The following is a 12,427-nucleotide window of genomic DNA, read 5'->3' as shown; positions in this document are numbered from 1 at the left end:
CGCTTCAGGCGCGCGGGCTCAGCTGCTGCAGGAGCTCGCGCAGCCGGTCGAGCGACGGCGGGATATCCAGGGTGTCGATACAGCCGTAGCCCATCAGCAGGCCGGTGCGGGGCGTGGCGCTGTAGTAGAAGGGCGCCAGCGGGTACAAGCCGACCTCGACCTGTTTCGCCAGCTCGATCAGCAGCGGTATGTCCAGCCCGCCCTTGTCGAGGATCGCCAGGTGAAAGCCGGCGGTGGCGTGGATCCGTTCGAACCAGGGCGCGAGGTCGCCCTCCAGGCGCTCGATCAGTTGTTCGCGTCGGCTGCTGTAGGCGGCGTGGCAGCGGCGGATATGCTTGAGCAAGTAACCGTCGAGGATGAACTTGGCCACGGCCCATTGGGTCAGGGTCGCGGTGTGGCAGTCGGTCAACTGCTTGGCCGACAACAGCGCCTTGCGCAAGCCGGGTGGGGCCACCAGGTAGCCCAGGCGCAGCTCCGGCAGCAAGGTCTTGGAAAAGGTCCCGACGTAGGCCACCAGGCCGTGGCGATCGAGGCTTTGCAGGCAGTCGGTGGGGCGGCCCTCGTAGCGGAACTCGCAGTCGTAGTCGTCCTCGATGATGATCGCCCCCAGTTCCCGCGCCCGCTCCAGCAACGCCAGGCGGCGTTCCAGGCTCATGGGCATGCCGAGGGGGAACTGGTGCGCCGGGGTGACATAGATCAGCCGCGTGCCGTCGGGAATCAAGGCCACCTGAAGGCCCTGGTCGTCCACCGGCACCCCCACCACCCGGGCACCCTGGGCGGCGAACAGCAGGCGTGCCGGCGGGTAGCCGGGATCTTCCACCGCCACCGTGCAACCCGGTTCCACCAGCACCCGGGCGACCAGGTCGAGGGCCTGTTGCGCGCCATTGGTCACCAGCAGGTCGTCGCTGCCGCAGCGCACCCCCCGGGAGAAACCGATATGCCGGGCAATGGCTTCGCGCAGCATCGGCAAACCTTCCGCCTGGCCGTACAAGCCCCGGGACTGGGCGCCCTGGCGCAAGGCGAAGAGCACGCAGCGGCGCCATTCGTCATGGGGAAACTGATGCTTGCCGGTGGCCCCGCCCAGGTAGTCGTAGCGCAGGGTGTGGGTCGGGTGGTGCATCGACATGAACGCATCGCGCCAGTGCCGGATCACGCCGGCCCCGGCCAGTTCGTTGTCCTGCAGGGGCAGCGCGACTGGCGGCACGTGCGGGTTGACGAAGGTGCCGGCGCCGACCCGGCCGACCAGCAGGTTGTCGTAGGTCAGGTGGGCATAGGCGTCGGCGACGGTCTTGCGTGACACCCCCAGCTGTTCGGCAAGCAGCCGGGTCGGCGGCAGTCGTGTGCCGGCGGCGAGCTTGCCCTGGGTAATGGCGTCGCGTAGTTGTTCGGTGATCTGTTTCGCCAGATCGCGAGTGCCCTTGAGGGTGATGTGCAATTCCATGTCGAAGCTCGGCTGGAGAAGGCGGGGCGTGTGCGCACCGATGGGCGCATCTTAGCCTGCCGGCGGGGCTTCGACACGTCGGGATTGGCATCCCGATCTTTGCCGGAATTGGCTATTTGTCCTGCTGCCGGCCGGGCTTACCTTAGCCTCATTCCCAACCTGTAAGGAGCACCACCATGCAACCTCGTGTCGATTTCTACACCGCCTCGCCCGATGCCCTGAAAGCCATGCTGGCGCTGGAAAGCGCGGTCAGCAAACTGCCTTTGGAGAAGTCGCTGCTCGAACTGGTCAAGCTGCGTTCTTCGCAGATCAATGGCTGCGCCTTTTGCATCGATATGCACACCACCGATGCGCGCAAGCTCGGCGAGACCGAACGTCGCCTGTACTGCCTGTCGACATGGCGTGAAACACCGTTCTTCACCCCGCGTGAACGCGCCGCGATGGCCTGGACCGAGGCCCTGACCGAACTCTCGCGGACCCATGCGTCGGATGAGGATTATGCCTTGCTGAGCGCCGAGTTCAGCCCGAAGGAAATGGTCGACCTGACGCTGGCGATCAACACCATCAACAGCTGGAACCGTCTGGCGGTGGGGTTCCGCAAGCTGCCGGCCGAGTGAGATACGGGTTCGAAGGCAACACCTGACCTGTAGGAGCCGAGCTTGCTCGCGATGAGGCCCGCAAGGCTTGCATCGAGCTTGCGGACGCCATCGCCGGCAAGCCGGACTCCTACAGGGGTTGCGGTGTTCCATAGTCCGGTTGGTCAGAAAGACAGACCCAGCGCCCCCAGTGCCAGCAGCACCGCCGCCATCACACCGACCAGGGCGAACAGCTGCTGCAGCCTGGGTCCGGCCAGACGCGCGGCGACCTGGCGCCCGAGTACCAACCCCAGCACCGCCCCCGCCGCAAACGGCCCGCCCACCGACCAGTGCATCGCCCCGGACAGTGTCGCCGTGACCACGCTGCCCAGCGACACCAGTGCAATCACCGCCAGCGACGTGGCAACGATGCTCTTGCTGTCCAGGTTGGTGTAGCGCGTCAGCGCCGGGATGATGACAAACCCGCCACCGACCCCGAGCAACCCCGACAACAGCCCCGAGAGCATGCCGGTGACGGTCAGCGCGCGGGCGCAGGGCAGGGTCCAGCGCAACCGGCCCAGGGGATTGAGCACGCACGGCTGGAAATCCGGCCGTGGCGCCGGATGCCCATGCTGCAACTCCCGGTGTGCCTTGAGGAAGATCCGGCCGCAGGCATAGACCATCACCACGGCAAACCCCAGGGCCAGCGGCTCGTTGGGCAGGTGATGGGCCAGCCACAGGCCCAGGGGCGTGAGCAGCACGCCGATCCCGGCGATATAGGCCGCCGCCCGATAGCGCACGATCCCCTGGCGCAAGCCGAGCAAGGCCCCGACGCTCGCCGCCAGGCCCACCGCGAGCAAACCGATGGGCGCGGCCTGGACCATCGACAAGCCCAGCCCGAACACCAGCAGCGGCACCGCGAGGATGCCGCCGCCGGCCCCGGTCAGGGCGAGGATGGCGCCAATCAGCGTCCCCAGTCCCGCGCCCAGCAACAGATGTTCGTTCATGGTTGGGTTCTGGCCGCCGTCAACTTCGGTCGCGCCAGCCATTCGCGACCCTTGAGCATGCCGCGCCAGTACAGTGGCGGCAGGATGCGCTCCTTCAGCCACCAGGCCAGGCGCGTCGGCTTGCGCCCGTCGAGCAACCAGGGGGCGAAAGTCGGTGCCAGCTTGCCGCCGTAGGTGAACTCGGCGAGAACGATCTTGCCGCGCTCCACGGTCAGCGGGCAGGAACCGTAACCGTCATAGGTGGCCTGGGTCGGCAGGCGCCCGAGGGCCACCAGCACGTTGTTGGCCACCACCGGCGCCTGCTTGCGCGCGGCGGCGGCGGTCTTGGCATTGCCGGTGTTGGTCACGTCGCCCAGGCCGTGGATATTGGCGAATTGGCGATGCTGCAGGGTGGCCGGATCGACATCGACCCAACCGGCCGCATCGGCCAGGGGGCTTGCACGGATGAAGTCCGGGGCCACTTGCGGCGGCACCACATGCAGCATATCGAACGGCCGCACCAGGGTTTCGCGGCTGCCATCGGCCAGGGTGCGGGCGAAGGTCGCCTGCTTCGCCGGCCCGTCGACCGCCACCAGGCTGTGGCCGAATTGCAGGTCCACGGCGTACTTGCGGATGTATTCCATCAGCGCCGGCACGTAGTCGGCGACGCCGAACAGCACCGCACCGGCGTTGAAGAAGCGAGCGTTGATCCGCTCCAGGCGCCCGCTCCTGAGCCAGTGGTCGCAGGACAGGTAGAGGGCCTTCTGCGGCGCGCCGGCGCATTTGATCGGCATCGGCGGCTGGCTGAACAGGGCCTCGCCGTCCTTGAGCTCCTGCACCAGTTTCCAGGTGTAGGGCGCGAGGTCGTAGCGATAGTTGGAGGTCACGCCATGGCGCCCGAGGGTCGCCTCGAGCCCGTCGATGGCCGCCCAGTCCAGCTTCAGGCCGGGGCAGACGATCAACTGTTCGTAGCCGACCCGGCTCTGGTCGGTGAGCACCACTTCGTGGCCGTGGGGGCCGAAGGCGCTGACGGCCGCCTTGATCCAGCGCACGCCACGGGGAATCAGCGAGGCCATGGGTCGGGCGGTCGACTCGGGGCGAAACACCCCGGCGCCGACCAGGGTCCAGCCGGGCTGGTAATAGTGGGTGTCGGCCGGGTCGATAATCGCGATATCCAGGTCGGGCGCCCGGGCCAGCAGGCTGGAGGCCACGGCGATGCCGGCCGCGCCGGCGCCGACGATCAGGATCTGGTGATGGGAGACGCTAGTCGCGGACATGGTGTCGGGTCCTGGTTCAGAGGGCATTGAGCGGGATCTTCAGGTAGCGCACGCCGTTGTCTTCCGGCTCGGGCAATTGGCCGCTGCGCATGTTGACCTGCACCGACGGCAGCATCAGCACCGGCATGTCGAGGGTGGCGTCACGGGCCTCGCGCATGCGCACGAAGCTGTCTTCGTCGATGCCCTCATGGATATGGATGTTGTGGGCGCGCTGTTCGGCCACGGTGCTCATGTAGCGCAGCTCGCGGCCGCCCGGCAGGTAGTCATGGCACATGAACAGTCGGGTCTGGGGCGGCAGTGCCAGCAATTGGCGGATCGAGCGATAGAGGGTGCGGGCATCGGCGCCGGGGAAGTCGCAGCGGGCGGTGCCGTAGTCGGGCATGAACAGGGTGTCACCGACGAAGACGATGAGTTCGTCGCCGGATTCGATCAGGTAGCTCATGCACGCCGGTGTATGTCCCGGCGTGTGTAGGGCCCGGGCTTTCAAGGTGCCGATGGTGAATTCGGCGCTGTCGCCCAGCAGCACGTCGAACTGGCTGCCGTCGCGGCGAAAGTCGCTGCCTTCATGGAACAGTTCGCCGAACACCTGCTGGACCAGGGTGATACGGCTGCCGATGGCGACCTTGGCGCCGAGCTGTTCCTTCAGGTAGGCCGCCGCCGAGAGGTGGTCGGCGTGCACGTGGGTTTCCAGGATCCACTCCACCCCGGCGTCCAGTTCGCGGACCCGGGCGATCAGCCGGTCGGCCGACTGGGTGCAGGTGCGCCCGGACTTGGGGTCGTAGTCGAGCACGCTGTCGATCAGCGCGCAGCGGCGGGTGCCGGTGTCCAGCACCAGGTAGCTGATGGTGCCGGTGCCGGGGTCGAAAAAGGCTTCTACAGCCAGCTTGTCGCCAAAGGTCATTGTCTACTCCAGACGGCTTTTTTTGTAGGAGCGAGCTTGCTCGCTCCTACAGGTGTAGTTGGCGGGCATGGGTTTGTCCCTGTCTGTCAGAGAGTTCAATAAGCATGCCAAACCAGGATTTTTGATTTTTTTGCCAGATGGCTGATTTATATCAACCTGTTCGCCGACGTTTTCTGCTTGGGAAGATTGTTTAATCCGGATTGGCAGTCATTTTGGCAGTTCGTGGCAGTCAATGGCAGAAAGCGTCGGCATGCATTAAGCTCCTGCCTCCATCCGGGAGTTGCCATGACCATCCTCGCCACCGACCTTGCCCGGCCCGACATGCGGGCCCTGGTGTCCTATCTGGAACACGACCTGCAGCCGACCATCGTCCTCGATACCGACTACAACATCGTCGCCGCCAACACGGCCTACCAGCGCCAGTTCGGCGTGGAGGGCCGTCCCCATGTGGGGGCGAAATGCTTCCGGGTCTCGCACCAGTTCGCGGTCCCCTGCGACCAGGCCGGCGAGCATTGCCCCATGCGCAAGGCCCACGAAAGCCGCTTGCCCGAGCGCGTCCTGCATATCCATCACACGCCCCGTGGCCCCGAGCATGTCGATGTGGAGCTGCGACCGTTGCTGGACGAGCAGGGCGAAGTGGTCGGTTATGTCGAGCGTTTGAATACGGTCACCGTGGCCTCGGCCCAGCCGCAGCACCAGGGCCTGGTCGGCCGCTCGGCGCCGTTCAAGGAGGCGCTGGGCGCCTTGCAGCGGGCTGCACCGTCGCCGATTCCGGTGTTGTTGCAAGGCGAGTCCGGCACCGGCAAGGAACTCTTTGCCCGGGCGCTGCACGAGGGCAGTCCGCGGGCCGGTGGGCCGCTGGTGGTGGTCGACTGCACCGGCCTGACCGAAACCCTGCTGGAGAGCGAACTCTTCGGTTACGAAAAGGGCGCCTTCACCGGCGCCTTGCAGCGCAAGATCGGCCTGGCCGAGGCGGCCCATGGCGGCACGCTGTTCCTCGACGAGATCGGCGAGGTGCCGCTGGCGATGCAGGTCAAGCTGCTGCGCCTGATCGAGTCTGGCAGCTTCCGTCCGGTGGGCAGCCTGCGCACCGTGCACTCGGACTTCCGCCTGGTGTGCGCGACCCATAAGCCGCTCAAGGACATGGTCGCGGCCGGCAGTTTTCGCCAGGACCTGTTCTACCGCATCAGCGCCTTTCCGATTCGCCTGCCGGCCCTGCGCGAGCGCAGCGACGACCTGCCGCTGCTGATCGACAGCCTGTTGCAGCGGCTGGCGCCGACGGCGGTGCCGCGTATCGATCCGTCGGCGATGAAGGCCCTGGGGCTGCATGACTGGCCGGGTAATATCCGCGAACTGCGCAATGTGCTGGAGCGGGCCCGCCTGTTTACCGATGACGGGGTGATTCGCGTAGCCGACCTGCCTGCCGAACTGCGCCGTGAAACACCGATGGTGGCAGCGCAGGGGCGGCGCGGGCGTAACGAGCTGGAACAGTTGGCCCACGCGCTGGCGGTGTTCGACGGACCGCGCAGCGAACTGGCGAAAACCCTGGGGATGAGCGAGCGCACTTTGTATCGGCGCTTGCAGGCGCTGGAAGGGAAGGGCTGACGGTCGCGGATCCGCCCAGGTGCAGGAACCGCCGTTCGGGGCTCCTGCAACGGCGGCGTTCAATCGGTCGTCAACAATGTCTCGGCGAAGAGCGCCGGGTCGGCATTGCCCCCCGACAACACCACCACCGCGCAGCGGCCCTCCAGCGCGATGCGTCCGGCCAGCAGGGCCGCGAGGCCGACCACGCCGCCCGGCTCGACCACCAGCTTGAGGTTCTCGAACGCCCATCTCAGGGCGAAGCGGACTTCGGCGTCGGTCACCGTCAGCGCGCCGCTGAGCAGTCGGCGATTGATCTCGAAGGTCAACTCGCCCGGTGCCGCGGTCAGGATAGCGTCGCAGATGGAGTGTCCGCCCGGTGCGAGGGTTTGTCGGCTGCCCGCGGCCAGGGAGCGGCCGGTGTCGTCGAAGCCGTCCGGCTCCACCGCATACACCGCGATCTGTGGAAACTGGCTGTGCAGGGCCACGCTGACGCCAGCAATCAGGCCTCCACCGCCGCAGGGCACCAGGGCCACCTCGGGGCGCAGGCCAAGCGCCTGGGCCTGGCGGGCGATTTCCAGCCCCAGGGTGCCCTGGCCGGCCATTACCCGTGGGTCGTCGTAGGGCTTGACCAGCACCGCGCCGCTTTCGGCGGTCAGCGTCGCGGCGATGGCCTCGCGGTCTTCCGTCTCGCGGTCGAACAGCACCACCTGTGCGCCATATTCGCGGGTGCGGCGGATCTTCAATGGTGGCGCATCCTTGGGCATCAGGATGGTTGCCCCGATGCCCAGCAGCCTGGCCGCGCAGGCCACGCCCTGGGCGTGGTTGCCGGAGGAGAAGGCCAGCACGCCACGTACGCGTTCTTCGGGGCTGAGGCTGGCGAGGGTGTTGTAGGCACCCCGGAACTTGAACGAACCGGTTCTTTGCAACACCTCCGGCTTGATCAGCACCCGGCCCTGGCACTGTTCGTTCAGGCTGTGGAATTCCAGCAGTGGGGTTTCCACGGCGTGTCCCTGGATACGCTGGGCAGCCTGTTCGATATCGGCCAGTTGAATGGGATGTGAGGTCATATGGCGCTCCTGAGGTTTGCAAAGGGCTAATCTGCGGTTTTCCACGACCCTTGAAAAGCGCTTGTTAGCGCTATTGAAAAACGTAAAATCCGTCGATGGATACTCAATTTCTCGAAACCTTCCTGGCCGTGATCGACTGTGGTTCCATCGCGGCGGCGGCGCGCCAGCTGGACCTGGCGCCGACCACCGTGGCCCAGCAGATCAAGGCCCTGGAAAAACAGCTTGGCAATGCCTTGCTCAGGCGCAGCGGCCATACCGTGAAGCCGACCCCGGCGGCCCATCGGATCGTCGAGCGGGCCCGGCTGATTGTCCGCGAAGCCCGCGACCTGTGCGCCAGTGCCTCCAGCGGCGTGCTGCCGGCCGGCCCCTTGCGGCTGGGGGCGACCCAATATGCCTTGATGCAGTTGCTGCCGCCGGCGCTGCATGAGTGGCGTCGGCGTTATCCCGAGATCGAAATCTATATCGAGCCCGGCAACTCCCAGGAACTGATGGAACAGGTGGTGGGGGGGGACCTGGATGCGGCGTTGATCGTGCATCCGTTGTTTGCCTTGCCCAAGAGCTGTGACTGGATAGCGCTGGTGGAGGAGCCGCTGGTGCTGATCACCCCGGCGACGATGCAGGTCGATGATGTGCTGGCGACTATCGCCAGGGAACCCTTTATCCGCTTCAGCCGCAAGGTGGTGGGTGGCAAGCTGGTGGAGACGTATCTGCAAGGTCATGGCCTCAAGCCCAAGGCCCAGTTCGAACTGGATGGCATCGACATCATCGTCAAGTTCGTCGCCGAAGGGCTGGGGGTGGCGCTGGTGCCGGACCGGCCGGCGGCCAATCACGAGGCGCAGGGTGTGCGCCGTTGTGAGGTTCCGGGGCCCCGGCTGTTTCGCACCTTGGGGATTGTCTGGCAGCGTGCGTCAGTGCGTGCGCCGTTGGTGGTGGCGCTCAATGAGTTGATGGCCGAGTAAGTGGTATGGGCGGGGCAGGCCCGAGCGCGTACAGGTTAAACCTCCAGCCCTCGCTCGCGTTCCAGATCGATTAGGCGCGTGGTCGGGCCGTCGGGGCGCAGGCGTTCCAATACGATTTCTGGCCAGCAATTGCGGGAGCGGCGTTTGGCGATGTTGTAGGTGAGGTCTTGAACGACATATGCAGGGTGGAATACGAATGTGGAGATCAATAGGAAAGCATCTGTCCCGCTGAGATAGTTTTTACCCTCAGCAGCGGCTTTTTTTTGAGCTAAATCTTGACGCGTATTTGCTAAAAAGCTCGACCCTCGTGTGTCTATGGACAAGTGGCTTCTTATGAATGTATCGGATTCACTGTGATTTCCATTCTCATCAAACCAGGGGCCGTTATTCATATAGGCGCGGAGGTACTCCCAGAAGCCTTTTTGCATTTCCAAGTTCTTACCCATAGGGGCACCTAAACTCAGCATCAGCGCAGTCTCTGGTTCACCAAGGCGGCGAATCAATATTTCAAGAGAGGCATTGCTCATACTGCCGACATAGGGGCTAAAGACCTCGAACTCATAGGCAAGGGCCTGAATGTTATCCCAAGGTGTATGGAACAGCTTTCCATTGTGGTCGAAGTAGACCTCACGAGTTCGGCGGTTGAAAATGATCGGTAAAGGGATTTTTCTTCTGGACTCCCAAAGGAAAGGGATCAGTGCTAGAGGTGTTCCATAAAGCACTAGTAATCCGGCGCTTTCCCATTTTCCAATAAATGCAAACAGTAGTGCTAGTATAAAACCACTCAGCGAAGTCAAACTTAAAATTCCGGTGAGAAGTCCATGGTTTGACTCTGAGCCTGTTTTTAGTGTGAGAAAGTATTCGGTATGCTCGTCAGTAATGAATAACTCCATAGGTGGCTCACCAGTGGGCTCGTCGGCTTTCAAAATTGCAGGTGGCACACCGTTATAAAAAGATTGTATTTTTTCACTAAAGGTTTTCATATCCATGCCAACTCCTCGATGTCTATAGCCGGTAGAGTCAAACCATCCATTGGAGAGTAAAAAAGCCGGCCTTGAATCTCGTTCAACTCCAAGCCTAGTTGGTTTTTATGGTAAACACGTCTATAGGTGTTTAGGCCCTTGGTCAGAGGTGTTCGTGTGCCGATATGAGCTTGAAAGTCATCGCCAGTCCAGAGCACGGGTTGACGGTATTTTTTTGAGTCGTAGGATCCACCCCAAATTTCGGCACCTTCGAATCGAATAGTTTCGTCACGCAGTTTGTGTTCCCCCGGCAGGTGAAGGAACAGATAAGTGGAATATATCGGGCCATTATAGGGGTGTATTTCGTTGACTCGACAAGCTTCAATATGAATGGGGAAGAGAGCTTTGTATAGCTCGGTCATTGATTTTTCATAGTCGTTTTCCCACGTTTCAGGACGAATGCCAAAGCGGTTGTTTTTTAACCATTTTTCTAATGGTGTGTCCGTCGTATAAAGACGAGCGATAACACCACTGACTATTATGATCGTCAGTGCGATCGCCCAGCAAAATAAGTGGTTGGCTCTGCTTATTGCTTGGGCGGCTGCAAGGGCGTTGCCCATTGCACTAGCCGCACGTGCTGCACGCACGGCACGGAAAGCTTTTACGTAGATGACAACGTTTGTTGCCGACGCTGAGCTCAACCCTAAATTTATTGTGGCGGTGTCTAAATCCCCGGCTTTGTATGCTTCCAGTGTTTCCAGACCAAATATAATGACATCTATCGCTGCTACGGCAGAGTTTATAAGCGCAACCGTAGACCCTCTTGTAAGTGCTTCAAGTAAGATTTTCTGCGCACCATGCGCTTTTTTTTCTGTGGCTTTAGACGCAGCTGCCCACTGTATCTCTGACGCTTTTTGCGCTATCGCAGTTCCAGCGGCAAAAATTCCCACAAAACCGCCTAGGACATTGAAGGCGTTTTTTGTGGAGCTATTGCTCATTAAGTCTTTCACGGCTAGGGCGAAACTCAATCCTGCTATCACCAATACCAAGCATTTCAAAGGAGCTTCATTTATTATGTCCCTGCCCATTTTCAGCAGGCTCGTTAAGTCTCCCTCGGGTCTAGCCAAATCGACGAGCGACGGTAAATTTTTCCCCGTGATATTTAGTTGCGATACAGGAACCAAATGAAAAAATGGCAGCATCTCTTGCCCCAAACCTATGACCGGCTTCAATGGTGGGCTTTTGGGCGGTGCTGTCGATTGCGTCTCCATTAAGGAGCTTAGCCAGAGTGCTATCTGTTTAGGTGTGGCGGCTACCAGATCTATTCTTTGTTGACTGCGGCTTAAGGCCGCCCCCATATACAACCGTGCGACATTATTGGCGGACTCTTCGGATTTACGTAGTTGTACCGCGAATACCGGGCTCAAGGCCGTGAATAGTTGTTCTGAAGCTGGAATGGGGTTGTGCTGGGCGAGATGATCGGCACTTTTGTTGAAGGTCCTACTTATGTTCAAAGCGTGCGCGAGCCTTGTACCGAGCTTGAGCAAGGCTTCTGCGTTATCCACGAACGCGTCGCTCATGTCGATCAAACGCTTTATTTCTGACAATCCCGGTTGGTTGGGCAGACCAAGCACTGCCCAGATCAACCACGGCTTTTCCGTTGCTTCCTCTGGATCAAGCGCCTTGCTCAGCGTCTTTACCCCAAAGCTGGTGCTGGAGGCACCGGTACACGCCCGGGCGAATTCCTCTCCCAGCGCCTCCAAGGCAGCAGGTTGGGTTATGTCGAAATGTCCGCAGGCGGTCGCCAGCGTTGCGGGGCTTTTCAGGCTCAGCGTGTTGAACCATGCCCCCCACAAGAGCGAGATATAGCGCAGGTCTGCTTCGTAGCCATGGGTTTCATTGTCATGCTCTTTCCAAGTCCGTTCCAGCAGGTGATAGCGCGTAGCGTCAGGCAGGACTTTGCGAATCTGCTTATCGTTCTCGCTCAATGACCGAATCAACTCGGCGATGGCCCAGTCATCGCTGCGCTCCTTGCGACGATCCTCGAACGCTGCCATTTGCACCTGTAGCAAGCGGGCCAGGTCCTGCAACACGCCCCAGGTGTCGTCGACCACCGCATAGGTCTGGAACTCGCAGGCTTTCATGTCGTCGAGGGTCTTGAGCCAGTCCGGCGGTTGGCTGACGGGATCCTGGCTCCAACCATAACCATCGAGATCCATGTAGTCGCCGATGGACTCATGGATGTCCCTGACCAGCCCACTCATCGGCGCCATGCCGGGGGTAAAGGTCCGCATGACGCGCTCGCGCATCGCCGGATCCGTCTGGGCCGTCTCGAATTGCGCATCGCTCCAGCGGATCGGCGACCAGACCATCATCGCCGGTGCTCCTGCGCTCAACATGAAGAAAGGCTTGTGGCGCGGGTCAATCACGCTGCCGCCGCGTGGCGTTTCCTTCAGCAGCGCTCCGGTCACCTGGAACTCGATCATCATGTTGATGTTCGTTTGCCAGACATACAGCCAGCCATCCCGCAGCAGACGGGCCGTGTAGTGCATCGGCCTGCTGCTGGTATTTTCCGAGCCTTCGCCGAGGGCCGGGAAATTCCCGCTCAGGGGGGCGACTCCATGGCCGCTCAAATCGAGCGGGAGCGAAGGGCCAATGGCGTAGCGCAATGGAAA

General features: G+C 62.0%; 10 protein-coding genes. 3 read left to right on the top strand and 7 right to left on the bottom strand.

The window, feature by feature from the left end; translation table 11 throughout:
• Positions 1-4: 4 nt before the first annotated feature.
• Positions 5-1,441, bottom strand: coding sequence for a MocR-like pyridoxine biosynthesis transcription factor PdxR (pdxR, locus tag UCMB321_RS05870; RefSeq protein WP_040064593.1), 1,437 nt, complete (start codon positions 1,439-1,441; stop codon positions 5-7).
• A 176-nt stretch (positions 1,442-1,617) separates the two neighbouring features.
• Here pdxR and UCMB321_RS05865 point away from each other — a divergent pair, with 176 nt between their 5' ends.
• Positions 1,618-2,058 (top strand): carboxymuconolactone decarboxylase family protein, encoded by a 441-nt coding sequence (locus tag UCMB321_RS05865; RefSeq protein ID WP_040064592.1) that lies wholly within the window; start codon positions 1,618-1,620, stop codon positions 2,056-2,058.
• Positions 2,059-2,201: 143 nt separating this feature from the next.
• Here UCMB321_RS05865 and UCMB321_RS05860 read toward each other — a convergent pair whose 3' ends face one another.
• From UCMB321_RS05860 to UCMB321_RS05850, 3 genes are read right to left on the bottom strand one after another with little or no spacing between them, the layout of a single operon-like run.
• Positions 2,202-3,023: a sulfite exporter TauE/SafE family protein gene (locus UCMB321_RS05860; RefSeq protein WP_040064591.1), complete on the bottom strand. Its 822-nt coding sequence runs from the start codon at positions 3,021-3,023 to the stop codon at positions 2,202-2,204.
• Entirely contained in the window at positions 3,020-4,279 is a 1,260-nt protein-coding gene (locus UCMB321_RS05855) for an NAD(P)/FAD-dependent oxidoreductase (protein WP_040064590.1), read from the bottom strand. Before UCMB321_RS05855 ends, UCMB321_RS05860 begins: the two co-directional genes overlap by 4 nt.
• A 16-nt stretch (positions 4,280-4,295) precedes the next feature.
• Positions 4,296-5,180 carry an MBL fold metallo-hydrolase gene (locus UCMB321_RS05850; RefSeq protein ID WP_040064588.1) on the bottom strand — a complete coding sequence of 295 codons (885 nt, stop codon included), beginning with the start codon at positions 5,178-5,180 and terminating at the stop codon, positions 4,296-4,298.
• A gap of 285 nt (positions 5,181-5,465) precedes the next feature.
• On the opposite strand from UCMB321_RS05850, the gene UCMB321_RS05845 reads away from it, so the two are divergent.
• Positions 5,466-6,785, top strand: coding sequence for a sigma-54 interaction domain-containing protein (locus UCMB321_RS05845; protein WP_040064587.1), 1,320 nt, complete (start codon positions 5,466-5,468; stop codon positions 6,783-6,785).
• Positions 6,786-6,844: 59 nt separating this feature from the next.
• On the opposite strand, the gene UCMB321_RS05840 is transcribed toward UCMB321_RS05845, so the two are convergent.
• Complete coding sequence (locus tag UCMB321_RS05840) at positions 6,845-7,831, bottom strand: threonine ammonia-lyase (RefSeq protein ID WP_040064586.1); 987 nt, start codon at positions 7,829-7,831, stop codon at positions 6,845-6,847.
• Positions 7,832-7,926: 95 nt separating this feature from the next.
• Between UCMB321_RS05840 and UCMB321_RS05835 the strand changes: the two genes are divergently transcribed.
• The gene (locus UCMB321_RS05835; RefSeq protein ID WP_040064584.1) at positions 7,927-8,790 is read left to right on the top strand and encodes a LysR family transcriptional regulator; all 864 of its coding nucleotides are present in this window, start codon (positions 7,927-7,929) and stop codon (positions 8,788-8,790) included.
• A gap of 35 nt (positions 8,791-8,825) precedes the next feature.
• On the opposite strand, the gene UCMB321_RS31325 is transcribed toward UCMB321_RS05835, so the two are convergent.
• Complete coding sequence (locus UCMB321_RS31325; protein ID WP_040064583.1) at positions 8,826-9,779, bottom strand: hypothetical protein; 954 nt, start codon at positions 9,777-9,779, stop codon at positions 8,826-8,828.
• Positions 9,770-12,427: toxin VasX (locus UCMB321_RS31015; RefSeq protein ID WP_040064581.1), on the bottom strand; the 2,658-nt coding region annotated here is incomplete at its 5' end. The genes UCMB321_RS31325 and UCMB321_RS31015, both read right to left, overlap by 10 nt.

It is taken from the genome of Pseudomonas batumici, from assembly GCF_000820515.1.
In the GTDB taxonomy this organism is placed as follows: Bacteria; Pseudomonadota; Gammaproteobacteria; order Pseudomonadales; family Pseudomonadaceae; genus Aquipseudomonas; species Aquipseudomonas batumici.
The sequence above is the reverse complement of the archived record's forward strand: the minus strand, read 5'-3'. Positions and strand labels throughout refer to the sequence as shown.

Excerpts from the sequence above, each read along its gene's own strand:
- pdxR (WP_040064593.1), bottom strand. The coding sequence starts at position 1,441 with ATGGAATTGCACATCACCCTCAAGGGCACTCGCGATCTGGCGAAACAG.
- UCMB321_RS05865 (WP_040064592.1), top strand. The coding sequence starts at position 1,618 with ATGCAACCTCGTGTCGATTTCTACACCGCCTCGCCCGATGCCCTGAAA.
- UCMB321_RS05860 (WP_040064591.1), bottom strand. The coding sequence starts at position 3,023 with ATGAACGAACATCTGTTGCTGGGCGCGGGACTGGGGACGCTGATTGGC.
- UCMB321_RS05855 (WP_040064590.1), bottom strand. The coding sequence starts at position 4,279 with ATGTCCGCGACTAGCGTCTCCCATCACCAGATCCTGATCGTCGGCGCC.
- UCMB321_RS05850 (WP_040064588.1), bottom strand. The coding sequence starts at position 5,180 with ATGACCTTTGGCGACAAGCTGGCTGTAGAAGCCTTTTTCGACCCCGGC.
- UCMB321_RS05845 (WP_040064587.1), top strand. The coding sequence starts at position 5,466 with ATGACCATCCTCGCCACCGACCTTGCCCGGCCCGACATGCGGGCCCTG.
- UCMB321_RS05840 (WP_040064586.1), bottom strand. The coding sequence starts at position 7,831 with ATGACCTCACATCCCATTCAACTGGCCGATATCGAACAGGCTGCCCAG.
- UCMB321_RS05835 (WP_040064584.1), top strand. The coding sequence starts at position 7,927 with ATGGATACTCAATTTCTCGAAACCTTCCTGGCCGTGATCGACTGTGGT.
- UCMB321_RS31325 (WP_040064583.1), bottom strand. The coding sequence starts at position 9,779 with ATGGATATGAAAACCTTTAGTGAAAAAATACAATCTTTTTATAACGGT.